Below are 23,878 nucleotides of genomic sequence, written 5' to 3'. Positions count from 1 at the left end.
GACGCCGATCAGCTCGGCATCGCCGAACTTGACGCCGGGCGAGACCTTCGGGCGGTCGTCGAGGAGCACCTCGAGACCGGCGCCCTCGAGCTCGGCCGCGGCCTGCTCGGCGACGTCGAACGCGGCCTGGTCGCGGCCGGCGGCCACCACGTGCACGTCGAACGGGGCGACCGACTCGGGCCAGATCAGGCCCTTGTCGTCGTTGTTCTCCTCCGCGATGATCGCCAGGATGCGGGTCACGCCGATGCCGTAGGAGCCCATCGTCACCGTGACGAGCTTGCCGTTCTCGTCCAGCACCTTCAGGCCCAGCGCCTCGGCGTACTTGCGGCCGAGCTGGAAGACGTGGCCGATCTCCATGCCGCGCGCGAGCTCGACGGGGCCGGAGCCGTCCGGGGCGGGGTCGCCCGCCTTGACCTCGGCGACCTCGACGACGCCGTCCCAGGCGAAGTCGCGGCCGGCGACGAGGCCGAAGACGTGCTTGCCATCGACGTTGGCGCCGGTGATCCAGCCCGAGCCGTCCACGACGCGCGGGTCGACGACGTACCGGATGCCGGTGGCCGCCTCCTCGCCGAGCACGGCGCCTTCCGGCGACCAGGGGCCGATGTAGCCCTTGACCAGGCCGGGGTGCTTCGCGAAGTCGGCCTCGGTGGCGGGCTCGATCTCGGCGGGTGCGAAGGCGACCTCGGCGCGCTTGGTGTCGACCTCGCGGTCGCCGGGCAGGCCGACGACGACCAGCTCGCGGCTGCCGTCGAGGTGCGTCAAGGCGAGCACGACGTTCTTGAGCGTGTCCGCGGCCGTCCAGGCGCGGCCGTCCGGGCGCGGGTGCTTCTCGTTCGCGACGTCGACGAGGGTCTGGATGGTCGGCGTGTTCGGCGTGTCCAGCACCTCGGCCGGGGTGAGCTTCTCGTAGCCGCGCGTGGGGGGCGCGACGGTCGTGAAGGCCTCGACGTTGGCGGCGTACCCGCCCTCGGAGCGCACGAAGGTGTCCTCGCCGACCACGGTCGGGTGCAGGAACTCCTCGCTGCGCGAGCCTCCCATCGCGCCCGCGTCCGCCTGGACGATGACGTAAGAGAGGCCGAGGCGCTGGAAGATGCGCTCGTACGCGTCGCGCTGCGCGAGGTAGCTGGTCTCGAGCCCGGCGTCGCTGGCGTCGAACGAGTAGGCGTCCTTCATCGTGAACTCGCGGCCGCGCAGGAGGCCGGCCCGCGGGCGCGCCTCGTCGCGGTACTTGTCCTGGATCTGGAAGATCGTGAGCGGGAGGTCCTTGTAGGACGAGTAGAGGTCCTTCACCAGCAGGGTGAAGACCTCCTCGTGCGTCGGCGCGAGGAGGTAGTCGGCGCCCTTGCGGTCCTGCAGGCGGAAGAGCCCGTCGCCGTACTCCTCCCACCGGTTGGTCACCTCGTACGGCTCCCGCGGCAGCAGGGCCGGGAAGTGGACCTCGTGCGCGCCGGCGGCGGCCATCTCCTCGCGGATGATCGTCTCGATGCGGGCCTTCACCCGCAGACCGAGCGGCAGCCAGGCGAAGATCCCCGGCGCCTGGCGCCGGATGTAGCCGGCGCGGACCAGCAGCCGGTGGCTGGTGACCTCGGCGTCGGAGGGGTCTTCACGGAGCGTGCGGAGGAAATAGTTCGTCAGGCGTGTAGGCACCGTTCCATGTTAGAGGGCGCGGAGGGGTGGCATAGTGTGGCGGCATGCCCGACCGCCGGACCTCCATCGCCCCGTCCGCGGCGCAGACCGAGCTGGCCCGCTCCCTCGCCGACCTCCGCGCATCGCTGGAACTCCCCGACGGGTTCGCTCCCCCGGTCGAGGAGGAGGCGCGCCGTGCCGCCGCCGCTCAGGTGCTCCCCGATGCCGATCTGACCGGCATCCCGTTCCTCACCATCGATCCGCCCGGCTCGACCGACCTGGACCAGGCCCTCCACATCGAGCGCAGCGGAGTCGGGTACCGGGTGCGCTACGCGATCGCCGACGTTCCCGCCCTGGTGCGGCCGAGCGGCGCCGTGGACGACGAGGCGCGCCGTCGCGGGCAGACCTTGTACGCCCCGGACGGCCGCGTGCCGCTCCACCCGGCGTCGATCGGCGAGGAGGCCGGCTCCTTGCTCCCGGATGCGCTGCGGAGCGCCTATGTCTGGGAGATCGTCCTCGACGGCGACGGCCTCGAGGTGTCGACGTCGGTCGCGCGGGCGCGCATCCGCTCCCGGCGCCAGTGGTCCTACGCGGAGGCGCAGGAGGCGCTCGACGATGGGTCCGCGCCCGAACCGCTCGCCCTCCTTGCAGAGGTCGGACCGGCCCGCATCGCGCAGGAGCGGGCCCGCGGCGGCGCGAGCCTGAACCGCCCCGACGAGGAGATCGTCTTCCGCGACGGCGCCTACGCGATCGAACGGCGCGCGACGCTCCCGGTCGAGGAGTGGAACGCCCAGCTCTCCCTGCTGACCGGGATGGCGGCGGCCCGCCTCATGCTCGACGCGAAGGTCGGCATCCTGCGCACCATGCCCGCGCCGAGCGAGGAGGCGGTGGAGGCCTTCCGCGCCCAGACCGTCGCGCTGGGGCTGCCCTGGTCGCACGGCGTCGACTACGGCGAGTATCTGCGCACCCTCGATCACACGGAGCAGCGCGCGGCGGCCGTGCTGCAGGCGGCCGCCGGGCTCTTCCGGGGCGCCGGCTACGTCGCGATGGACGGCGAGGCGCCGGCGGATCCGGCCCAGTCCGCGATCGCCGCGCCGTACGCGCACACCACGGCGCCCTTGCGCCGCCTGGTCGACCGCTGGGTGCTCGTCGCGTGCGAGGCCCTCTGCGCCGGCCGGCCGGTGCCCGACTGGGCGCGCGAGTCCCTCGGCTCGCTGCCGTCGATCATGGGCGCCTCGTCCCGGCTCGCGGCCAAGCTCGACGCAGGCGCACTCGACCGGGTGGAGGCCGCGCTCCTGGCCTCACGGATCGGCGCGGTGTTCGACGCGACCGTGCTCGCCGTGCGCAACGGCACCGTGACCGTGCAGCTGGCGGATCCCGTGGTCACGGCGTCGCTCCCCCGGCCCGACGGCGTCCGCCCCGGCGACCGGCTGCGCCTCCACCTCGTGGCGGCGGACATCCCGAGCGGGACGGTCCGCTTCGACGCGGTGGACGGAGCGAGCGGCGTCGGGCGCTGACCGCCCGCGCGGGTGTCGCGCGGCCTAGTGGGCGCCGACCGTGACGACGGGCTCGCCCGACGGGCCGCCCTCTTCGCCCATCTCGGCGGCGATGCGGTTGGCCTCGGCGATCAGCGTCTGCACGATCTCGGCCTCCGGCACGGTCTTGATGACCTCGCCCTTGACGAAGATCTGGCCCTTGCCGTTGCCGCTCGCCACACCCAGGTCAGCCTCGCGGGCCTCTCCGGGGCCGTTGACGACGCAGCCCATGACGGCCACGCGCAGCGGGACGCTCATGCCCTCGAGTCCGCTCGTGACGTCGTTCGCGAGCGTGTAGACGTCGACCTGGGCCCGGCCGCAGCTCGGGCAGGAGACGATCTCGAGCTTGCGCTCGCGCAGGTTCAGCGACTGCAGGATCTGCAGGCCGACCTTGACCTCCTGCGCCGGCGGCGCGGAGAGCGAGACGCGGATCGTGTCGCCGATGCCCTCGGAGAGGAGGATGCCGAACGCGGTCGCGGACTTGATGGTGCCCTGGAACTCCGGGCCGGCCTCGGTCACACCGAGGTGCAGCGGCCAGTCGCCCCGCTCGGCGAGCTGGCGGTAGGCCTTCACCATGACGATCGGGTCGTTGTGCTTGACCGAGATCTTGAAGTCGTGGAAGTCGTGCTCCTCGAAGAGGCTGGCCTCCCACACGGCGCTCTCCACGAGTGCCTCGGCGGTGGGCTTGCCGTACTTCTGCAGCAGGCTCGGCTCGAGCGAGCCGGCGTTGACGCCGATGCGGAGCGAGACGCCGGCGGCCTTCGCGTACGCCGCGATCTTGCCGACCTGGTCGTCGAACTTGCGGATGTTGCCCGGGTTGACGCGCACGGCCGCACAGCCGGCGTCGATCGCCGCGTAGACGTAGTTGGGCTGGAAGTGGATGTCGGCGATCACCGGGATCTGGCTCTTCTTCGCGATGATCGGGAGCGCCTCGGCGTCGTCGCGGCTCGGCACGGCGACGCGGACGATGTCGCAGCCCGACGCCGTCAGCTCCGCGATCTGCTGCAGCGTCGCGTTGATGTTCGTCGTGGGCGTCGTGCACATCGATTGCACGCTCACGGGGGCGTCGCCTCCGACGAGGACTTTGCCGACACGGATCTGGCGGGACTTACGACGGGGTGCGAGGGTCTCGGGGACCTTGGGCATCCCCAGATTGATTGCTGCCACCAGGCAATCCTACGCGGGCCGGTGGGAACCGGCTGGACGCGGGCAGGGAGTCCGCTCCTGCCGGGGTCCTCCGGCACGGTCGCGCGCGTGAGAGGCTGAACGCGATCGCGAAGGAGACGACGGAATGCACCTGAACACCGAGCCGGGAGGTCGCGACTGGACGGTCAGCGCCATCCTCATCCGCGTGCGGGCGGATGGCGACCCGATGGTCCTGCTGCACCGCCACCGCCGCCTGCAGCGCATGCTGCCGCCCGGCGGCCACGTGGAGCGCGACGAGGCGCCGGTGACCGCGCTGGTGCGGGAGCTGCGGGAGGAGACCGGCTACGGGCTCGACCAGCTCACGCTCCTGCAGCCGCCCGCGCGGTTGTCGACCATCCAGTCCAACGCGGTCCAGCCGATGCCGTTCTCGCTCGCCGAGCATCGCGTCGGGACGGACGACCACTTCCACCTCGACCTCACCTACGCTCTCCTGGCCGACGGCGACGCCGCCTATCCGGTCGATCCGTCGGAGAGCCAGGAGATCGTGTGGGTGCCGCTCGGCGACGTGGCCGGCCTCGCCGACCTCGATGTGGTTCAACTCGCCCAGCACGCCTGCGACGTCTGCCTCGCGACCTGGGACCGCGTCGCCCTGGATGCGTTCGGAGGGACGCGCTGAACGGCGGCGCGCGCCTGCACCAGGATGGGGGGATGGACACCGGGCTCCCCACGGAGGTGATCTTCATCGGCGGCCGGTCCGGCGTCGGCAAGACGTCCGTCGCTGCCGAGGCGTCGCACTTGCTCGCCCGCGCGGGCATCCGGCACGCCGTCATCGAGGGCGACAACCTCGACCAGGCGTACCCCGAGCCGTGGCGCGACGGCATCGACCTGGCGGAACGGAACCTCGCGGCGATCTGGGCGAACTACCGGGCGATCGGCGATTCGCGTCTGCTCTTCACGAACACCGTCAGCGTCCTGCAACTCCCGGCTCTGACCGCAGCCCTCGGAACGGAGGTGCGCGCGTTCGGGGTGCTCCTGACGGCCTCCGACGCGAGCGCCGCCGAACGGCTCGCGCAGCGGGAGATCGGGACGGCGCTGGAGGAGCACATCGAGCGCAGCAACCGCGCGGCGGTGCGTCTCGACGCCGAGAGCACCGCGTTCCGGATCGCCACCGACGACCGGTCGGTGACGGAGGTCGCGAGCGACGTCCTCGCGGCCGCGGGCTGGCTTCCCCGCGCTTAGCCGAAGAGGTTGACCGGCTTGACGATGTCCGCGTAGGCGAGCAGCAGGCTCATGGCTCCGAACACGATCACGACGGCGAACGTGAGGGGCATCAGCTTGGCGATGTCGACCGGCCCGGGATCGCGGCGGCGGAAGAGCTTCGCGAAGCTGCGCCGCACCCCCTCCCAGAGCGCGCCGGCGATGTGGCCGCCGTCGAGCGGGAGCAGCGGGATGAGGTTGAACACGAAAAGGGCGATGTTCAGGGAGGCGAGCAGGCCGATCATCGTGTAGGCCTTGTCGACGACCGGCACGCCGTCGAGCGCCGTCAGCTCACCCGCCGCGCGGCCGATGCCGACGACGCCGATCGGGCCGTTCGCATCCCGCTGGCCGGAGCCGAAGGCGGCGTTCCAGACGTCCACCATGCGCTGCGGGAGGTGGATGAAGACGTTGAAGACGCCGCCGATCTGGGTGCCGACGGCAGGCAGGACGGCCGTGACCGGCTGCGGAACGAGCTCCTGGACGGCCCCGATCCCCGCGAAACCGGCCGCGAACGTCGAGACCTTGCCGTCGGAGGTCTTGACGACCTGACCGTCGGAATCGGTCTTCGCCACCTGGTTCGTCGTCGGCGTCAGCGTCACGGTGCGCTCCTCGCCGTCACGTCGCAGCGTCACCGAGAGGGAGCGGCCGGCCGAGTCGCGGATGATCGCCGTCGACTGCGCCCACGAGGTGATCGGGGTGCCGTCGATGCTGACGATCGTGTCGCCGGGCTTCAGCCCTGCAGCGGCGGCCGGGCCCTCCGGCGCGGAGGAGGGACACGTCTGGCTGGTGCTGGAGGCCGGGAGCACGCACTGGCTCACCGAGGCGATCGTGGTCGAGTTCTGGGGCGTGCCGAAGCCCATCAGCAGCACACCGAACAGGACGACCGCGATGAGGAGGTTCATGAACGGGCCGCCGAACATGATGATGACGCGCTTCCACACGGCCAGCTTGTAGAAGGTGCGCTCCTCCTCGCCGACCGCCACCGTCTCGGCGCTGGCCGCTCGGGCGTCCGACGCCATCGACTGCATGAACCCGGTGGTCGCGTTGCGGCCGGCGCCGCCCTCCTTCGCCGGCGGGAACATCCCGATCATCGAGATGTACCCGCCGAGCGGGAGCGCCTTGATGCCGTACTGCGTCTCGCCGCGGCGGAAGGAGACCAGCGTCTTGCCGAAGCCGATCATGTACTGCGTCACCTTGACGCCGAAGAGCTTGGCGGGGACCAGGTGCCCGATCTCGTGGAGCGCGATCGAGACGGCGAGGCCGATCAGGATGATGACGACGCCGAGGATGAACAGGAGCACGGATTCCACGGACTCAGGGTACTGTCGCGCAGCTTGGAGCCAGCCGCTAGCCGGCTATGTGCGCGATCAGGCCCCGGCGAACTGCGTCGGAGCACTCAACCGGGTGATCGGCCCCGGCCACGTCGCTGCTGCCGCGAGCACGCCGACGGCGGTGTCGACGCCGTCGGGGACCAGAAGCGCGCCGGACGAGGCCTCGACCAGGATGTAAGCGGAGGACGAGCCGTCCACCGTCACGACGTCCAGCCGGTCGGCGTCCGCGTGGCCCGGGATGTCGTCGACGGCCGAGCCCACGGCGATCCCCGTCGAGGTCGCGATCTTCACCTCTGCGACGGACGCGGCCGTCGTGGAGACCCGCCAGACGGGCGCGACGAGCACGTCGTTGTCGACGGCACCCGAGTAGTGCTGCTCGGAGATCGTGAGCGCCCCGAACTCGTGAGCGGTCGCAGCGACGGTGTGATTGGTCGCCGGCACCTCGCTCGTCCCGGTCTGCGGGCCGACCGCCTGCTCGACGGCGCTCAGCGCGTCCGCGAAGGAGTCGGCGTACCCGACCTCACGTTTTCCGCCCGCCGCGTCGACGAAGCCGAGCGCGTCCGCGCCGATCACGATCGCGATCGTCTTCGATGCGGCCGAGCCCGTGCCCGACGCCGGCGGCGTCGACGAGGCCGGAGCGGCTCCCCCGGCGCAGCCCGCCAAGGCGACCACGACGCCGATCGCTCCGATGAGCGCGCCGAACTTCTTCATGAATCCCCCGATTCCCTGGCTGCGTTCGAGCCCTCTGGCGAGACTATCAACCCGCGATCAGCGCGTCCGCCGCCTCCCTCGCCCAGCGCTCCGCCTCGGCGAGGGATTCGCGGGTGAGTTCGGTGGCGGGCTCGTGGGCGTCGACGACGCGCTCCACGGTGTCGAGGATGTCGAGGTAGCCGATCGCGCCCGCGTGGAAGGCGGCGACCGCCTGCTCGTTGGCCGCGTTGAAGACGGCAGGATACGTCGACCCCGCGGTTCCGACGCGCTTCGCGAGGGCCACCGCCGGGAACGCCTCGCCGTCGAGCGGTTCGAATGTCCAGGTGTGGGTGGCGGTCCAGTCGAGCGGCACGCCGACGCCCGCCACGCGATCCGGCCAGCCCAGCCCGAGCGAGATCGGCAGGCGCATGTCCGGCGGCGACGCCTGAGCGATCGTCGAGCCGTCGACGAACTCCACCATCGAGTGGATGACCGACTGCGGGTGCACCGTCACGTCGATCCGGTCGTACGGCACGTCGAACAAGAGGTGCGCCTCGATGACCTCGAGGCCCTTGTTGACGAGGGTCGAGGAGTTCGTGGTGACGACGAGGCCCATGTCCCAGGTGGGGTGCGCGAGGGCCTCTGCCGGGGTGACGTCCCGCAGGGAGTCCTTGGTGCGCCCGCGGAACGGGCCGCCCGATGCCGTCAGGACGAGCCGGCGGACCTCGCGCGGCGTGCCGGAGCGGAGGGCCTGCGCGATGGCGGAGTGCTCGGAGTCGACCGGCACGATCTGTCCGGGGGCGGCCGCACGCTTCACGAGCTCGCCGCCGACGATCAGCGACTCCTTGTTGGCCAGCGCGAGGCTCGCACCGGTCTCCAGGGCCGCGAGCGTCGGGCCGAGGCCGACCGATCCGGTGATGCCGTTGAGCACGACGTCGGCGTCGACCGATCGCACGAGCCGCTCGGAGTCGTCGGCGCCGAGCGCCGTGTCGCGCACGCCGAAGCGCTCCGCCTGCGCCGCGAGCCCGTCCGCGTCGCGGCCGGCGGTCAGGCCGACGACCGTGAAGAGGCCAGGGTTGGCCGCGATGACGTCGAGCGCCTGAGTGCCGATGGATCCGGTCGAGCCCAGGAGCACGACGCGTCGCGGTCGCCCGGTCATCAGCGGGTGGTTCCCAGGATGTCGACCACGAAGACCATCGTGTCGGTCGCCTTGATGTCGCCCTTGCCCGCGGAGCCGTAGCCGTCGGCGGGCGGGACGATCGCGATCACCTGGGAGCCGACGGTCTGACCCTCGAGGGCCTTCTGGAAGCCCTTCACGACGCCGGTCGTCTGGAACGAGACGGGAGCGCCTGCGCTCCAGCTCGAATCGAAGACCTTGCCCGTGCGCCAGAGCACACCGGTGTACTGGACCGTGACGGTGTCGCCGGGGAGGACGGTCTCACCGGTGCCCTGCTTGAGCAGGGCGACCTGGGTCTCCGTCGGCGGATCGGTCTTCGGGATGGTGATCGTGGGCTCGCCCGACTTCGCCAGCTTCACGGTCGGGAAACCGGCCGGCGGGGTGACGGCCTTGCCGTCCGCCTTGGTCGCCGGGATCTTCACGCTGTCCGCCACGAGGACGATCGGGTCCGTCTCCTTGACTCCCAGCTGCGAGTACGAGCTGCCGAACGCGCCTTCCGCCGTGGTCGTCACGACGGCGCGCGAACCGAGCGGCAGGCACTCCACGGCGCGGACGAAGCCGGGGAGGAACTTGGTGTCGTCGAGGGTGATGGTGACCGGGTCGCTCGTTCCGAAGCCTTCCGCCGGCGCGACCTCCTTGCCGGTGGTCCCGTTATAGGCGGCGAGCCCGACCGCGACGGTCTCGCCGGCCTTGACGACCTCCCCCTTGCCCTTGATCAGGACGGATCGCTCCGAGTCCTTCACCTTGAGCGGGGTGGTGAAGGTGACGGTCGGCGTCTGGTCGAAGTCGCCTTCCACCTTCACCGACTTCGAGACGTCGCCCGCCTTCAGGTTCTGACAGGTGGCCGCGGCCGCCGTGCTCGTGGCGGACGGCGCCGGAGACGAGGAGCTGCAGGCGGCCAGCCCGGCGACGACGAGGGCGGCGGTGAGGAGGGAGAGAGATCTGCGCACGAGGGAACAGTCTGCCGTATCCGCCTCTGCCTCCGCTGACAGTCCGGCCAGACCCGGCCCCGGCGCACGGATCCCCGCCGGTCGCCGCCTACGATGGAAGGCATGACGCGCGAATTCTCGGTTCCCCAGTCCCGCCACGTCGCCACGGCCCTCCCGGGCCCGCGCTCGCAGGAGCTGCAGCGCCGACGTGAGGCGGTGGTGAGCCGCGGGGCGGGCACGCTCGCGAACATCTACATGGAGTCCGGCTCCGGCGCCATCCTCGTCGACGTGGACGGCAACCGCCTGATCGACCTGGGCTGCGGCATCGGCGTGACGACCATCGGCCACGCCCACCCGGAGGTCGCCGCCGCGGCGGCCGCGCAGGCCGCCAAGCTGACCCACACGCTCTTCACGGTCACCCCGTACGAGAACTACGTGCGCGTGGCCGAGAAGCTGGCCGAGATCACTCCCGGCGACTTCGAGAAGCGCAGCATCCTGGTCAACTCGGGCGCCGAGGCCGTGGAGAACGCGGTCAAGATCGCGCGCAAGTTCACCGGCCGCCGCGCCATCGCGACGCTCGACCACGCGTTCCACGGCCGCACCAACCTGACCATGGCGATGACGTACCGCCCCTGGCCGGAGCGCGCGGGCATGGGGCCGTTCCCCGGTGAGATCTACAGCCTCCCGATCAGCTACCCGTTCCGCGACCCGGAGGGGATGACCGGCGAGGAGGCCGCCGAGCGGACGATCGACTACATCCGCACCCACATCGGTGCGACCGAGCTCGCCGCGCTGTTCGTCGAGCCGATCCAGGGCGACGGCGGCATCATCATCCCGGCGCCGGGCTACTTCCAGCGCCTCTCCGAGTTCTGCACCGAGAACGGCATCGTCTTCGTGGCCGACGAGATCCAGGCCGGCATCGGCCGGACGGGCACGTGGTACTCGATCGAGCACCACGGGGTCGTCCCGGACCTCGTCACGAGCGCGAAGGGCATCGCCGGCGGGTTCCCGCTCGCGGCGGTCACCGGCCGTGCGGACATCATGGACGCGGTCCAGCCCGGCGGCATCGGCGGCACGTTCGGCGGCAACCCGGTCTCCACGGCCGCGGCCCTGGCCGTGTTCGAGGCCTTCGAGAAGGAGGACCTGCTCGCCGAGGCCCGCCGCGTCGAGGCGGCGCTCTGGGCGCGCATCGGCGATTGGGCCGAGCGCTTCCCGGTGGTCGGCGAGGTGCGCGGCAAGGGCGCGATGTTCGGCATCGAACTCGTCGTCCCCGGCACGACGAAGCCGAACCCGGAGGCGCTGAAGGCCGTGCTCGCGCACGCGACCGCCAACGGCGTCATCCCGCTCGACGCCGGCAGCTGGGACAGCGTGCTACGCCTCCTGCCGTCCGTCGTCATCAGCGAGGAGCTGATCGACGACGCGGCGAGCGTCATCGAAGAGGCGCTGGCGAAGCTCGGCTGAGGGCCACGCCGTGCTGATCAGGCGCTGGCGGTCGATCGCGGCCGCCGCCGTCGCCGCCCTCGCGCTCGCGCTGGTGCCGGCGACGGGCGTCCTCGGCGCCGAGCGCGCTGCGTTCGACCCCGGTGACATCATCAGCGACGACAGCTTCTTCAACCCGGACGCGATGACGGCGAGCGAGATCCAGTCGTTCCTCCAGAGCCGGACCTGCAAGCCGACGGACGGGTCGCCGTGCCTCGCCGACTTCCGGGCGGACGTGCCGCGCATCCCGGCGTCGGCGGGGCGCTGCGCCGCTCTGCCCGCGAAGAAGGGCGAGCGCGCGAGCAGCATCATCGCCCGCGTCGCCGAAGCGTGCACGATCAGCCCGCGCGTGCTCCTGGTGCTGCTGCAGAAGGAGCAGTCGCTGCTGACCGCGCCGAGCGCCTCCGGCTATCTGAAGGCGACCGGCTACGCCTGCCCGGACACGGCCGAGTGCGACAAGCGCTACTTCGGCTTCGTCAACCAGGTCTACCGGGCCGCGTGGCAGTTCCGCGAGTACACGGTGCACCCCGGCGACTGGCGCTACGGCGTCGGGAAGAACGACATCCAGTTCCATCCGGATGCCTCGTGCGGCTCCAGCAGGGTGACGATCGTGAATCAGGCGACCGCGAACCTCTACAACTACACGCCGTACCAGCCGAACGACGAGACGCTGGCCGCGCCGACGGGCCCGGCCGGCGACTGCTCGACCTACGGCAACCTCAACTTCTCGCGCCTGTACACCTCGTGGTTCGGCGATCCACGCGGCGTGCGCTACCCGACGTTCGTGCTGCCCTGCCTGAACTACGCCAGCGGATTCGGCTGCGCGCCGACCCCCGGCCTGCAAGGCTGAACGGGTCTCAGCGCAGGATCCCGCGCTCCCTCGCCGCGGCGACCGCCGCGGTCCGGGAGGTGACACCGAGCTTGGTGAAGATATGCGCGAGGTGCGACTTCACCGTCGTCTCGCTGACGAAGAGCGCCGCCGCGACCTCGGTGTTCGTGCGTCCGGCCGCGACGAGCCCGAGCACCTCGATCTCGCGCGCGCTCAGGCTCACCCGGGGTGCGCGCAGGCGGTCGAGCAGACGCGAGGCGATCACCGGCGCGAGCGCGCTCTCCCCCGCCGCGGCCGCGCGGACCGCCGCGGTCAGCTCGTGCGGCGGCGCGTCCTTCAGCAGGTAGCCGCTGGCTCCGGCCTCCACCGCACCGAGGATATCCGCGTCCGAGTCGTAGTTCGTGAGCACCAGCACGTACGGTGCGGCGTCGAGCGCACGGATGCGGCGGGTCGCCTCCGCCCCTCCGCCCTTCTCCCCCGCGCCGAACTGCAGGTCCATCAGCACCACATCGGGGTTCTCGCGCTCGGCGGCCGCGACGGCCTCCTCCGGTGTCGCCGCCTCGGCGACCACCGACAGATCGTCCTCCGACGAGAACAGGGCGACCAGGCCCGCCCGGACGATGGGATGGTCGTCGGCGATCACCAGACGGATCACGGGGCCTCCGCGGTCGCGAGGAGGACGGTCAGCGTCGTCCCCCGGCCGGGCGCCGAATCCACCACGAGAGTGCCGCCCAGCTGCTGCACCCGTTCGCGCGCGGCCTGCAGCCCGAAGGAGTCCGACGTCGCTCCGCCCTCCTCCGAGTGCGTCCGCAGGTCGAAGCCGTCGCCGTCGTCGGACACGGTGAATCGCAGCCCGTCGGCGCCCGCGACCAGCTCGATCACGGCGCTCGCGGCGTTGGCGTGCTGCACGACGTTCGCGATGGCGCCCTGGGCGATGCGCAGGAGCGCGGTCTGCACGTGCATCGGCAACGGGACGGCGTCCGCCACCCGTACCTCCACCTGCAGCCCTTGCGCGGCCCACTGCGTGCGGGCGAGCCGGCGCAGGGCTCCCCCGAGACCCTGGTCGTCGAGGTCGGGCGGTGCGAGCTCGCGGATGAAGCGGCGGGCGTCGGCGAGGCCGGTCGCCGCGGTCTCGCGGGCGAGCCGGATGTGCTCGACGCCCGGGCCGTCGGGGTCGGCACGCTCGGCGGCGTGCAGCAGGAGCTGGATGCTGGAGAGGCCCTGCGCCAGCGTGTCGTGGATCTCGCGGGCGAGCCGGGCGCGCTCGGCGAGCACTCCGGACTCGTGCTCGGTGACGGCGAGCTGGTCGCGCGTGTCGAGCAGCTCGCGCATCAGCGCCTCCCGCTCCGCGGCCTCCCTCGCCAGCGCCTGATATCCCAGCCCGATGAGCAGCGCGACGCCCGCACCGACCAGTGGGCCGACCACACCCCCGACGGACCAGCCGCCGTGCAGGCCGAGGGCGACGATCGCCGCCGCCGTGGACAGCAGGATGGCGACCGCGCCCCACCGCCCGCCGAGCAGATGGAGGTAGAGGAAGAACAGCGGGAACACGAGGTAGGCCGCCTCGGTGCTCAGCCACAGCAGCGCCGCCCACTCGACCGTGAGCACGGCGAGCCAGAGCAGACCCGCCGCGCGGCCGCGCGATCCGGACCCGCGCGCCAGAGACGCCCCCAGGAAGTACGTCGCGATCAGCACCACGGCGACCGCGACGATCGCGATGCTCGCGGACGACGGCACCACGACGGCGCGCACGATGACCAGGCCGGCGAGCACGACGAACAGCACGTGCAGACCCGTGCGCAGGCCCACGAAGACCGGGGTGAGCGCGGTATGGGCCATGTCTGGACTCTACGCGGGAGCCGCGGGCCACGGCATCGTCCGAAAGGTGGAGCGGCGGCTCGACCTCTCGGTCGCGCAGGCCTGTGCCCGCGGCCGATGCCCGGATCGGGGCGCGCGGCGAGGCTGGAAGCACCATCCCATCCGCCCTCCCTCGTTCGAAAGGCCTCCCATGTTCGTCGCGCTCCGCGACCTGCGTTTCGCCCGCGGCCGGTTCCTGCTCATCGGATCCGTCGTCGCGCTCATCACCGTGCTCGTCGGCTTCCTCAGCGGGCTCACCGGCGGGCTGGCGACGCAGAACGTCTCCGCCGTCCTCAGCCTCCCCGGCGACCGGCTCGTCTTCTCCGCTCCGCAGTCCGGCGACTCAGGCGCCTCCTTCGCCGACTCCGCCGTCACCGCCGACCAGTCCGCCGCATGGTCCCGGACGGCCGGAGTCGACGCCGTCGACCCCGTCGGCATCACCCAGTCCCGCGCCGAGACCGGGAGCACCCGCACGGCCGTCGCGCTGTTCGGGATGCCCGCCGACGCGGGCGACGGCGGGACGCTCGCCGACGGCTCGGTCTCACTGTCGACCGGGGCCGCCTCCGCGCTCGACGCCGCCGCGGGCGACGACGTCACCATCGGCGGCCGGACGTACTCCGTGGCGTCCGTCGCGGGAGACGGCTGGTACAGCCACACGCCGGTCATCCGCATGACCCTGGCGGACTGGCAGCACTACTCCGCGAGCACGGGCAACCCCGACGCCTACGCCACCGTGCTCGCCGTGACCGGCAGCCCCGATTGGGCGGCGGCCGACTCCGCCAACCGGACCGTGTCCGAGACCACGATCGGATCGCTCACGGCCCTGAGCTCGTTCCGCTCCGAGATCGGTTCGCTGCTGCTGATGATCGCCCTGCTCTTCGGCATCTCCGGGCTGGTCGTCGGCGCGTTCTTCACGGTCTGGACGATGCAGCGCAAGGGCGATGTCGCGGTGCTGAAAGCGCTCGGCGCGAGCACTCCGGCCCTCGTCCGGGACGCGCTGGGCCAGGCGCTGATCGTCCTGGTGCTCGGGATCGGCGTCGGACTCGCCGTGGTCGCCGGGCTCGGCGCCCTGGCCGGGAGCGCGCTGCCGTTCCTGCTCAGTCCGCTCACCACCCTCCTCCCAGGCGCGATCCTCATCGCCCTCGGTCTCGCCGGGGCCGCGTTCGCGCTCCGTTCCGTCACCTCCGCCGACCCCCTCACCGCACTCGGGAGCAACCGATGATCCAGCTCGACGACGTCACCCTCACCTTCCCCGACGGCGCCACCCGCGTCACCGCCGTCGACCACGTCAGCCTCACCGCCCGGCCCGGGACCGTCACCGCGGTGACGGGGCCCAGCGGCTCGGGGAAGTCCAGCCTCCTCGCCGTCGCCGCGACGCTCATCCGCCCCGACTCCGGCCGCGTGACCATCGGCGACGTGGAGGCGACCGGCCTCGACGCGGCGGAGGCCGCCGACCTGCGCCGGACCAGCATCGGGATCGTGTTCCAGCAGTCGAACCTGCTGCCCTCCCTCACCGCGAGCGAGCAGCTCCGGGTGATGGGCGAGCTGGGCGGACGCCGGCATGCCGGGGCGCGCGCTGCGGCGACCCGGCGCGCGGACGAGCTGCTCGACGCCGTCGGTCTCGCCGACCACCGCGACAAGCGCCCCCACCAGCTCTCGGGCGGGCAGCGCCAGCGCGTGAACATCGCCCGGGCGCTGATGAACGATCCGTCCGCTCTGCTGGTCGACGAGCCGACGAGCGCGCTGGACCAGGAGCGCGGGGCGGAGATCATCGACCTCATCCTCCGTCTCAGCACCGAGCGCGATGCCGCGACCCTCCTCGTCACGCACGACGTCGTCCATCTGCCGCGCATGCACCGGGTGGTCCGGCTCGTGGACGGGAAGCTGGAGGCCGCCCAGCCTCTCGCGACGACCGCGGTCTGAGCTCCCCCGCCTGCCCGTCGCCGCGCATGCGCGGAGTGGAATATGCGTCGGACTACCCTCGAAAGGTGACGATCCACGAACCCGACGACGGGCAGGCCCCGGTGCAGCGGCCCGGCTTCACCTACTATCTGGGGCGCTGGATCATGGCGCCCATCGCCAAGATCGTCTACCGGCCGCGCGTCGTCGGCCGCAAGAACGTCCCCCGGCACGGCAAGGTGATCCTCGCCAGCAATCATCAGTCGTTCATCGACTCGATCCTGATCCCGCTGATGTCTCCGCGGCGCGTCCAGTTCCTGGCGAAGTCGCACTACTTCGAGGGGACCGGCCTGAAGGGTCGCATCTCCCGCTCCTTCTTCACCGCGATCGGCGCCGTGGGCGTGCGCCGCGGCGCCGGTCAGGCCGCTCAGGAGGCGCTCGAGCAGTCCCGCCGGATCATCGACACCGGGGCCGCGTTCGCGCTCTACCCCGAGGGCACCCGCTCGCTCGACGGCCGCCTCTACAAGGGCCGGACCGGTGTCGGCTGGCTGGCGCTCACCACCGGCGCGAAGGTCGTCCCCGTCGGACTGATCGGCACGGACGAGATGCAGCCGGTCGGAGCGAAGTTCCCGCGCGTCCGCCGGGTGACGGTCGCGTTCGGGGAGCCGCTCGACCTGGCCCACTACGGGCCTCCGGAGTCGGGTCGCGCGCGTCGTCAGGCGACCGACGAGATCATGGCCGCCATCCACGCCCTCACCGGGCAGGAGCTCGCGGGCGCCTACAACGAGGCGCCGCCCGCGAACCCGGTCGAGCGGGTCAAGCGGGTGCTGCACCCGGAGCGGCTCTAGCCTCTCGGCGTCAGGCGAGTGTGAGCAGTTCTGGCTCGTGCCGCACGGGGAAGTTCACACTCGCCGCGATGAAGCACTTCTCGGACGCGGGGCCGTGCAGGGCGGCGGCCAGCTCGCGCTGCGCCGGATCGGCGACCGTCACCCGCGGCCGCAGGACCGCCTCGGTGAAGTGTCCGCCGCCGTTCGCCGTCTGCTCCATCGTGCCGGTCGCCGCATCCGCGTAGCCGACGACCACCACGCCCGCGCGGGCGGCCTCGGCGAGGTAGCTGAGCATGTGGCACTGCGAGAGCGCCGCGAGCAGCAGTTCCTCCGGGTTCCAGCGGTCCCGGTCGCCGAAGAACGCCCGGTCCGCCGAGCCCTCCAGCGGGTGCTTGCCCTCGGCGCTGACGACGTGATCGCGCCCGTAGTCCTTGTAGCCGCTGGTCCCGGTGCCGCGATTGCCGGTCCACTGCAGGTCGATCGCGTACTGGTGCTCGAGTCTCATGGTCCGATTCTGACACCACGGTTAGAATCGATCCATCATGACTGACACCCTGAACGCGCCCGTCTACACCGTTCCGCAGGAACGCCGCATCGTCACCGCCGTCCCCGGCCCGGCCTCCCTGGCGCTCCACCAGCGCCGCCTCGCCGTCGTCCCGTCGGGTGTCTCCTCCGCGCTCCCCGTGTACATCGCCCGCGCCAACGGCGCCATCCTGGTCGACGTCGACGGCAACCAGTTCGTCGACTTCGGCGCCGGCATCGGCGTCACGACGGTCGGCCACACCGAGGCCGCGGTCGTCGCCGCCGCCGCCGAGCAACTGCAGGACGTCATCCACACGCTCTTCACCATCACCCCGTACGAGGAGTACGTGCGCGTCGCCGAGCTGCTCGCCGAGCACACCCCTGGCGACCACGCCAAGAAGACCGTGCTCGTGAACTCGGGCGCCGAGGCCGTCGAGAACGGCGTGAAGATCGCCCGCAAGCACACCGGCCGCCGCGCCGTCGCCGTGCTCGACCACGCGTACCACGGCCGCACCAACCTCACGATGGCCATGAACTACAAGGCGGCGCCCTACGCGACCGGCTTCGGCCCGTTCGCCGGCGACGTCTACCACGCGCCCAACTCGTACCCGTACCACGACGGGCTCTCCGGCGCCGAGGCCGCGGCCCGCACCATCGCCTACCTCGAGAAGGTCGTGGGCGCATCCGACCTGGCCTGCCTCGTCGCCGAGCCCATCCAGGGCGAGGGCGGCTTCATGGTCCCGGCCGAGGGCTTCCTCACCGCGCTCCAGGAGTGGTGCACGGCCAACGGCGTCGTCTTCATCGCGGACGAGATCCAGAGCGGCATGGCCCGCACCGGCGCCTACTTCGCGAGCGAGCACTTCGGCCTCGTGCCGGATCTGGTCCTCAGCGCCAAGGGCATCGCCGGCGGCCTCCCCCTCGCCGCGGTCACCGGTCGCGCCGAGATCATGGACTCGGCCCAGCCGGGCGGGCTCGGCGGCACCTTCGGCGGCAACCCGGTCGCCGCGGCCGCTGCGATCGCCGTGTTCGACGAGATCGAGAAGAACGACCTCCTCGCCGAGGGCCGCCGCATCGAGGCCTCGCTGACCGCGGGCCTGCGCGGCCTGCAGGAGAAGTACGACATCATCGGCGAGGTGCGCGGCATCGGCGCGATGATCGCGATCGAGCTCGTGCAACCCGGGACCGCGCAGACCACCAAGCTCCCGAACGCCGACGCCGTCTCGAAGATCGTCGCCTACGCGGCGCAGCAGGGCGTGCTCCTGCTCAACGCCGGCACCTACGGCAACGTGCTCCGCTTCCTCCCGAGCCTCGCCGTCTCCGACGAGCTCATCGCCGACGCGATCTCCGTGATCGACGACGCGTTCGCCGCCCTGTGAGCCCGGCCGTGAGCCCCGCCGTCTTCTCGGGCGCCGAGGCCGTGGAGCTCGCGGTCGTCGAGCGCAGCGGCTTCGTGGAGTCGCGGCACGTCGGCTCGGCCGTCGTGCTCGGCCCGGACGGCGCGATCGCGCGGTCGCTGGGCGCACCGGAGAAGCCCGTCTTCCCGCGATCGACGATGAAGCCGTTCCAGGCCGTCGCGATCCTCGGGGCCGGGGTGGCGCTGGAGGGTGCGCGTGCCGTGCTCGCCACCGCCAGCCACGCGGGCACGCCGGCGCACCTGTCGGTCGTGCGCACCATCCTGGCCCAGGCGCAGCTCAGCACCGACGCGCTCCTCTGCCCGCCGGACTGGCCGCTCGACTCCGCGGCGCGGGACGACGCGATCCGCGCCGGCGAGCAGAAGCAGCCGCTCTTCATGAACTGCTCCGGCAAGCACGCGGCCATGCTTGTCGCCTGCCGGGTCAACGGCTGGCCGCTCGAGAGCTACCTCGACCCGCAGCACCCGCTGCAGCACCACATCCGCGACACCGTCGAGCGCCTCACCGGCGAGAAGGTCGTCGCGACCGGCGTCGACGGCTGCGGCGCCCCCGTGCACGCGATGTCGCTCGTGGCGCTGGCCCGCGGCATCCAGCGCATCGCCACGGCGTCCGACGGCTCGCCGTTCGCGCTCTACCGCAATGCGGCGCTGCTCAAGAACGCGGTACTCGCCGACGGCTGGGCGATCGACGGCCCCGGGCGTGCGAACACCGTGGTGATCGACGAGCTCGGCGTCTTCGCCAAGGGCGGCGCCGAGGGCGTCATGGTCATGGCCGCTCCGGACGGCACCACGGTGACGCTGAAGATGCTCGACGGCAGCCTCCGCGCCGCGACCGTGGTCGGTCTGTCGCTGCTCGCCGACGCCGGTGCGGTCGACCGCGCCGCCGTCGACGCCCTGCTCCCCCGACTCGATCTCGCGGTGCTCGGCCGGGGCGAGCCGGTGGGCGAGATCCGCGCCGCGTACGTCTGAGCGTCCCTCCGCAGTCCCAACGGGTCCGGTAGCGTCGCTGCCGGGCCCGTTCTGCTGTGCGCACCGCGGCCCGGGGCCGCCATACGCCGCCGTCGCTCTGACGATATCCACGTCGCGTGTCGTGTCAGAATGCGGAATCAGCACGGACTGATCGAATTGACTATCGAAATCCTCCGTCGAGGCGGCTAGGGTGAGAGTGAATCACCACGTCGATGTGAGAGGAATCCCATGAAGGTCGCGATCCCCCGCGAGATCAAGAACAACGAGTTCCGGGTGGCGATCACCCCGGCCGGTGTGCACGACCTGGTCGGCGCCGGGCACGAGGTCTACGTCGAGGCGGGCGCGGGCGTCGGCTCCTCCATCCCCGACGAGCTCTACGCGAGCGCCGGCGCGACGATCGTCCCGGACGCCGCGGCGACCTGGGCCGCCGGCGACCTGATCCTCAAGGTCAAGGAGCCGATCGCGAGCGAGTACGGCTACTTCCGCGACGGTCTGGTGCTCTTCACCTACCTGCACCTGGCCGCCGACGAAGCGCTGACGCGCGCACTGATCGCCTCGGGCGTGACCGCGATCGCGTACGAGACGGTGCAGCTGCCGAACCGCTCCCTGCCGCTCCTCGCCCCGATGAGCGAGGTGGCCGGCCGGCTCGCCCCGATCGTCGGTGCGAACACCATGCTCAAGCCCAACGGCGGCCCCGGCCTGCTCGTCCCGGGCGTCCCCGGGACGCACCCCGCTGTCGTCACCGTGCTCGGCGGCGGTGTCGCCGGCACCAACGCCACCTCGGTCGCCGTCGGCCTGGGCGCCGAGGTCACGGTGCTCGACACGAACATCGCCCGCCTGCGGGAGCTGGACGCGCTCTACGCGGGGCGGATCAAGACCATCGCCTCCAACAGCTTCGAGATCGAGAAGGCGGTCGTCGCCTCCGACCTCGTCATCGGCTCCGTGCTCGTGCCGGGTGCCAAGGCGCCGAAGCTCGTCAGCAACGACCTCGTCTCGCGGATGAAGCCGGGCAGCGTGCTCGTCGACATCGCCGTGGACCAGGGCGGCTGCTTCGCCGACTCGCACCCCACGACCCACGCCGACCCGACGTTCACCGTGCACCAGTCGCTGTTCTACTGCGTGGCGAACATGCCGGGCGCGGTGCCCCACACCTCCACCTACGCGCTCACCAACGCGACGCTGCCCTACGCGCGCGCGATCGCGAACCGCGGGTGGCAGGCGGCACTGCGCGCCGACGCCTCCCTCGGGCTCGGTCTCAACGTGCACAGCGGTCAGGTCGTCAACGCGGGCGTCGCCGAGGCCCACGGCCTGCAGGCCGCCGAGATCGCCGAGGCGCTCGTCTAGGACGTGTTGCTAATCGATCGCAGCGGCCCAGCTGCTCTTGGCGCAGTTCACATCATTTGGCACTTCAGATCGTTAGTGTCCCGGTCATCCAGTTCTCGAGGTAGCGCATGACGGTCGGCGCCACCCATTTCCGACTGTCATCCTCGTGGTTCCAGACGTACACGTCGTGAGTCCCGCTGAGAGAAACCGCGAATTGGTCACCGTTGCCCGCGTCAGCGAAGAAGACAAGCCCAGAGAAGGGCATGTAGAGCTTCCGAAAACTATCATCGTTCCGGAAGTGGACATTGTCGTCCGCGATGCGCTGTGTACTCCAAAGCAGGCCCAGCCCGTACTCTACTTCGATGCCGTTCGTCTCAGCCAGCAGTTGCCGGAGATGGTCGGGCAGTCCCTCCCCCAATCTGGCTTCGCACGCTTGGATAGCGTCTGCGGATGCTGGCGGACCGAATGCGGCCTCGCCCCAATGCTGAATTTCCTCCACGAGCATGTCATCAATGATGGTGCACGACTCGTTTCACGCGGTCACCGAAGTGACAGGGGCGATGTACCCCTATGTCGTGGCGCCAAGTTGGCTCGGCGGCCATTGGAGTGTGGCGGCGAGACAGAGGCCGGCGTGATAGTTCCGGGCAGTCTTGTCAGAGCGCATCGCGATCCCGCGCCACTGCTTGAGCTTGTTGAAGCACCGCTCCACAACGTTCCGTCCCCGGTATCGAATCCGCTGGACTTCGCCGAAGTCGATGGGCCGACCAGGTCGATTGCGCCGGTGTGCGATCTGGTCGTCCCTCTCGGGAATCGTCGCAGCGATCCCGTGCCGACGCAGCCATGCTCGGTTTGCTCTCGACGGGTATCCCTTGTCGGCGAGCACGCGATCCGGACGGGTCCGCGGTCGCCCGGCTGCGCCATGCACACGTATCTGCTCGAGCGTGGCAGGCAGCAGGCTTGTGTCCGCGGCCTGTCCCGGTGTTAGGACGAATGCGAGAGCGCGGCCCTTGCCGTCGCAAACGAGATGGGTCTTCGTGGTCAACCCGCCACGGGAACGGCCGATCGCGTGATCAGACGGCTCCGGCCCGAACTTCTTGTAGTTCGACAGTGCCCCCTGTGGCCCGCGGCAGAGTCGCGCCATGCTGATGGACCCGGACGATCGTTGAATCGAGCCAGGCGACCCAGTCAATCTCGCCCGTCTGGTGGGCGAAGGACTGCACCTTCCCGAGCACGGTCGCCCACACCCCTTCCTCGGACCACCGGTTGAAGTTCTTGTAGATCGTGTTCCAATTGCCGAACCGCGCTGGCAGATCTCGCCACGGCGCACCGGTCCGAAACCGCCACGCCGTCGCCTCGACCACCGCGCGACGATCTACTGGCGGCCGACCCGTCGGCTTCGCGCCGGGGAACAGCGGACCGATCAGCGCCCACACCTCATCTGAGATCACATCACGCGTCACGACCCCAAGCCTCACCCGCTCGCCGCCAGATCACCTTTAACAACACGGCCTAGCCGCCGCTCCACGCCGCACCGCTCCGAAGGGAGGGGTTCGCGCCCGGTCCCGGCGCGATCCCCTCCCTTCGCTGCGTTCCGCGGCGTCGCGCGGCGGATCTCCTCCGTTGACAACCGGGCGGACGCGCGTGGCGAACCGAGGAGATTTCGGCGCCGCGGAGAGGAAACGCAGGGAGCGGAGGAGAGTGCTGGGTCGGGGGGAGGGATGTCCTCCGGTGCCGACCGTATGACGGGCCGGGCCGGGCCGGGCTGGGTGCGACCCGGGAGTCAGCTCAGCTGACGTCGAACCACTGGTCGCCGATCTCCACGCGGGTGCCGCGCGTGACGCGGTAGCGGCGGCCGGCCTCGCACTGCCGGGCGGTCGCGCCGAGCGGGCGGGCGATGGTGCCGTTGCCCGAGTAGCGGTCGCAGATCCAGAGGTCGTCGCCCTCCAGGCCGAACTCGAGGTGCGTCTTGGAGACGCTCCGGGCGGGGTCGGAGACCACGACGAGCTGGTCCACCTGCTCCCCCGGCTGCGTGATCGGGCGGCGGCCGACGAGTCCCGAGCCGGACACCGTCACGGTCTCCCCGGTCGAGAAGCTGAGGGTGTACGGCGAGACGGTCGTGGCGACGGGCGGCGCCGTCTCGATCGGGAGCACCGCGATGGCCTCGGTCGGCGGCAGGCCGTCCTCGTCGAGGAAGACACCAGCGACCGCCGGCTTCGGGAGCCGTTCGACGATGGTGGTGTCGGAGGGACGGGGGTCGGCCACCTCGGGTTCACGCACACGCGTCGCGGTCACGGAGCTCCCGCACCGGCCGCAGAACAGCGTCCCCTCGCTCAGCTCGGCTCCGCACACCCGACAGTTCATCGCCCGTCTCTCCTCTCACGCCTTCCTCCACGGTATCCGAGGGAACGCAGCGAGACGGCCGCCAGCACCCTCTTCCAGCGCGTGTCGCGCCGATCGAGCTGTCCGCGCAGCTCGTCGACGGCCTTCCAGACCGAGTCGGCCTCCTCAGGTGTGGGCGCCGTGGGGCTGTAGACGGCCCGGTCGGCGACCTTCGCGAGCGCGGCGGCGCGGGTGCCGCCGATGGTCTGCGCGAACTCGACCCGCGTCGCTGCGGGCGGCGGGTCGTAGCCGTGATCGACCGCGGCGTCGGCGAACTCGCGCCAGCCGCCGACGATCCGCTCCGACGCGGTGGAGGCGGACCTCCGCAGCGCCCGGCGCCGCCACTTCGCGGCGAGGACGGCAAGGAAGGGCGCCGCGAGGACGGCCAGGATCAGGAGGGTCCAGCCGACGACCACGAGGATCGCCAGCAGCGTCTCCACGAGCGGGTTCGGCGGCTGCTGGTCGGTGGTGTCGACCTGCGCCTGCGGAGGTTCGTCGTTCTGCTGCGGGTTCTCGTCGACGGGCGGCTGCACGTTGGTCTGGGGCCGGGAGATCTCGGTCGGCTGCTCCGGCTGCTTGGGCGGGACCGGCCGCACCGGCGGGGTCGGGTCCACCGTCACCCAGCCGTCCGTCGTCTGCACCTCGATCCAGGCGGAGATGTCGGCACCCGTGAGCGTGACCGTCGCGCTGGA

General features: G+C 71.4%; 23 protein-coding genes and 1 pseudogene. 11 read left to right on the top strand and 13 right to left on the bottom strand.

The window, feature by feature from the left end:
* Positions 1 to 1,647 (bottom strand): proline--tRNA ligase (locus tag BGO91_RS01700; RefSeq protein WP_290471139.1); only part of this gene is annotated, 1,647 nt, incomplete at its 3' end.
* A 44-nt stretch (positions 1,648 to 1,691) separates the two neighbouring features.
* On the opposite strand from BGO91_RS01700, the gene BGO91_RS01695 reads away from it, so the two are divergent.
* Positions 1,692 to 3,143, top strand: a complete 1,452-nt coding sequence (locus tag BGO91_RS01695) for an RNB domain-containing ribonuclease (RefSeq protein WP_290471138.1) — start codon at positions 1,692 to 1,694, stop codon at positions 3,141 to 3,143.
* Between the two features lie 24 nt (positions 3,144 to 3,167).
* Here the strand turns inward: BGO91_RS01695 and ispG are convergent, their stop codons facing one another.
* Entirely contained in the window at positions 3,168 to 4,307 is a 1,140-nt protein-coding gene (gene ispG / locus BGO91_RS01690) for a flavodoxin-dependent (E)-4-hydroxy-3-methylbut-2-enyl-diphosphate synthase (protein ID WP_223360946.1), read from the bottom strand.
* 145 nt (positions 4,308 to 4,452) lie between these two features.
* Here ispG and BGO91_RS01685 point away from each other — a divergent pair, with 145 nt between their 5' ends.
* Together BGO91_RS01685 and BGO91_RS01680 are read left to right on the top strand one after the other, a co-directional pair.
* Positions 4,453 to 4,983, top strand: coding sequence for an NUDIX domain-containing protein (locus BGO91_RS01685; RefSeq protein ID WP_290471137.1), 531 nt, complete (start codon positions 4,453 to 4,455; stop codon positions 4,981 to 4,983).
* 32 nt (positions 4,984 to 5,015) lie between these two features.
* Positions 5,016 to 5,546 (top strand): adenylyl-sulfate kinase, encoded by a 531-nt coding sequence (locus BGO91_RS01680; protein ID WP_290471136.1) that lies wholly within the window; start codon positions 5,016 to 5,018, stop codon positions 5,544 to 5,546.
* On the opposite strand, the gene BGO91_RS01675 is transcribed toward BGO91_RS01680, so the two are convergent.
* Genes BGO91_RS01675 through BGO91_RS01660 form a run of 4 tightly spaced genes read right to left on the bottom strand, consistent with a single transcriptional unit; the run spans position 5,543 to position 9,712 of the window.
* Positions 5,543 to 6,874, bottom strand: a complete 1,332-nt coding sequence (locus tag BGO91_RS01675; RefSeq protein ID WP_290471135.1) for an RIP metalloprotease — start codon at positions 6,872 to 6,874, stop codon at positions 5,543 to 5,545. The genes BGO91_RS01680 and BGO91_RS01675 overlap by 4 nt on opposite strands.
* 57 nt (positions 6,875 to 6,931) lie before the next feature.
* Positions 6,932 to 7,606, bottom strand: coding sequence for a hypothetical protein (locus BGO91_RS01670; RefSeq protein WP_290471134.1), 675 nt, complete (start codon positions 7,604 to 7,606; stop codon positions 6,932 to 6,934).
* Positions 7,607 to 7,652: 46 nt separating this feature from the next.
* A complete protein-coding gene (locus BGO91_RS01665; protein WP_290471133.1) occupies positions 7,653 to 8,744 on the bottom strand; it encodes a 1-deoxy-D-xylulose-5-phosphate reductoisomerase in 1,092 nt (363 codons plus the stop codon).
* Positions 8,744 to 9,712, bottom strand: a complete 969-nt coding sequence (locus BGO91_RS01660; protein ID WP_290471132.1) for an FKBP-type peptidyl-prolyl cis-trans isomerase — start codon at positions 9,710 to 9,712, stop codon at positions 8,744 to 8,746. Before BGO91_RS01660 ends, BGO91_RS01665 begins: the two co-directional genes overlap by 1 nt.
* Before the next feature lie 93 nt (positions 9,713 to 9,805).
* Between BGO91_RS01660 and BGO91_RS01655 the strand changes: the two genes are divergently transcribed.
* Together BGO91_RS01655 and BGO91_RS01650 are read left to right on the top strand one after the other, a co-directional pair.
* A complete protein-coding gene (locus tag BGO91_RS01655; RefSeq protein WP_290471131.1) occupies positions 9,806 to 11,152 on the top strand; it encodes an aminotransferase class III-fold pyridoxal phosphate-dependent enzyme in 1,347 nt (448 codons plus the stop codon).
* 10 nt (positions 11,153 to 11,162) lie between these two features.
* A complete protein-coding gene (locus BGO91_RS01650) occupies positions 11,163 to 12,020 on the top strand; it encodes a hypothetical protein (protein ID WP_290471130.1) in 858 nt (285 codons plus the stop codon).
* 7 nt (positions 12,021 to 12,027) lie between these two features.
* On the opposite strand, the gene BGO91_RS01645 is transcribed toward BGO91_RS01650, so the two are convergent.
* Entirely contained in the window at positions 12,028 to 12,654 is a 627-nt protein-coding gene (locus BGO91_RS01645; RefSeq protein ID WP_290471129.1) for a response regulator transcription factor, read from the bottom strand.
* Positions 12,651 to 13,838, bottom strand: a complete 1,188-nt coding sequence (locus tag BGO91_RS01640; protein WP_290471128.1) for a sensor histidine kinase — start codon at positions 13,836 to 13,838, stop codon at positions 12,651 to 12,653. The genes BGO91_RS01645 and BGO91_RS01640 overlap by 4 nt, the downstream gene beginning before the upstream one ends.
* Before the next feature lie 169 nt (positions 13,839 to 14,007).
* Here BGO91_RS01640 and BGO91_RS01635 point away from each other — a divergent pair, with 169 nt between their 5' ends.
* The 3 genes from BGO91_RS01635 to BGO91_RS01625 all read left to right on the top strand — a co-directional run bounded on the left by BGO91_RS01635 (position 14,008) and on the right by BGO91_RS01625 (position 16,603).
* Positions 14,008 to 15,078 carry an ABC transporter permease gene (locus BGO91_RS01635; protein WP_290471127.1) on the top strand — a complete coding sequence of 357 codons (1,071 nt, stop codon included), beginning with the start codon at positions 14,008 to 14,010 and terminating at the stop codon, positions 15,076 to 15,078.
* On the top strand, positions 15,075 to 15,779 hold the full coding sequence (locus BGO91_RS01630) for an ABC transporter ATP-binding protein (protein ID WP_290471126.1): 705 nt from the start codon (positions 15,075 to 15,077) through the stop codon (positions 15,777 to 15,779). Before BGO91_RS01635 ends, BGO91_RS01630 begins: the two co-directional genes overlap by 4 nt.
* A gap of 65 nt (positions 15,780 to 15,844) precedes the next feature.
* Positions 15,845 to 16,603, top strand: a complete 759-nt coding sequence (locus BGO91_RS01625; protein WP_290471125.1) for a 1-acyl-sn-glycerol-3-phosphate acyltransferase — start codon at positions 15,845 to 15,847, stop codon at positions 16,601 to 16,603.
* Positions 16,604 to 16,613: 10 nt separating this feature from the next.
* On the opposite strand, the gene BGO91_RS01620 is transcribed toward BGO91_RS01625, so the two are convergent.
* Complete coding sequence (locus tag BGO91_RS01620; RefSeq protein ID WP_290471124.1) at positions 16,614 to 17,087, bottom strand: OsmC family protein; 474 nt, start codon at positions 17,085 to 17,087, stop codon at positions 16,614 to 16,616.
* A gap of 37 nt (positions 17,088 to 17,124) precedes the next feature.
* Between BGO91_RS01620 and gabT the strand changes: the two genes are divergently transcribed.
* The 3 genes from gabT (at position 17,125) to ald (ending at position 20,828) form a co-directional block, all read left to right on the top strand.
* Positions 17,125 to 18,480: a 4-aminobutyrate--2-oxoglutarate transaminase gene (gene gabT / locus BGO91_RS01615; protein WP_290471123.1), complete on the top strand. Its 1,356-nt coding sequence runs from the start codon at positions 17,125 to 17,127 to the stop codon at positions 18,478 to 18,480.
* An 8-nt stretch (positions 18,481 to 18,488) separates the two neighbouring features.
* Complete coding sequence (locus BGO91_RS01610) at positions 18,489 to 19,484, top strand: asparaginase (protein WP_290471122.1); 996 nt, start codon at positions 18,489 to 18,491, stop codon at positions 19,482 to 19,484.
* 228 nt (positions 19,485 to 19,712) lie between these two features.
* The gene (gene ald / locus BGO91_RS01605; protein WP_290471121.1) at positions 19,713 to 20,828 is read left to right on the top strand and encodes an alanine dehydrogenase; all 1,116 of its coding nucleotides are present in this window, start codon (positions 19,713 to 19,715) and stop codon (positions 20,826 to 20,828) included.
* Between the two features lie 64 nt (positions 20,829 to 20,892).
* Here the strand turns inward: ald and BGO91_RS01600 are convergent, their stop codons facing one another.
* From BGO91_RS01600 to BGO91_RS01585, 4 genes and pseudogenes are all read right to left on the bottom strand, one after another.
* Entirely contained in the window at positions 20,893 to 21,312 is a 420-nt protein-coding gene (locus tag BGO91_RS01600; RefSeq protein ID WP_290471120.1) for an SMI1/KNR4 family protein, read from the bottom strand.
* A gap of 63 nt (positions 21,313 to 21,375) precedes the next feature.
* Positions 21,376 to 22,267 (bottom strand): annotated as a pseudogene (locus BGO91_RS01595) (IS5 family transposase).
* 325 nt (positions 22,268 to 22,592) lie between these two features.
* Positions 22,593 to 23,099, bottom strand: a complete 507-nt coding sequence (locus tag BGO91_RS01590) for a hypothetical protein (RefSeq protein ID WP_290471119.1) — start codon at positions 23,097 to 23,099, stop codon at positions 22,593 to 22,595.
* Positions 23,100 to 23,164: 65 nt separating this feature from the next.
* On the bottom strand, positions 23,165 to 23,878 hold a 714-nt coding region (locus BGO91_RS01585), incomplete at its 5' end, for a DUF4129 domain-containing protein (RefSeq protein WP_290471118.1).

The sequence above is a fragment of the Leifsonia sp. 71-9 genome (assembly GCF_001898805.1).
GTDB lineage: Bacteria > Actinomycetota > Actinomycetes > Actinomycetales > Microbacteriaceae > Leifsonia.
This window is presented reverse-complemented; position numbering and strand designations above follow the sequence as displayed.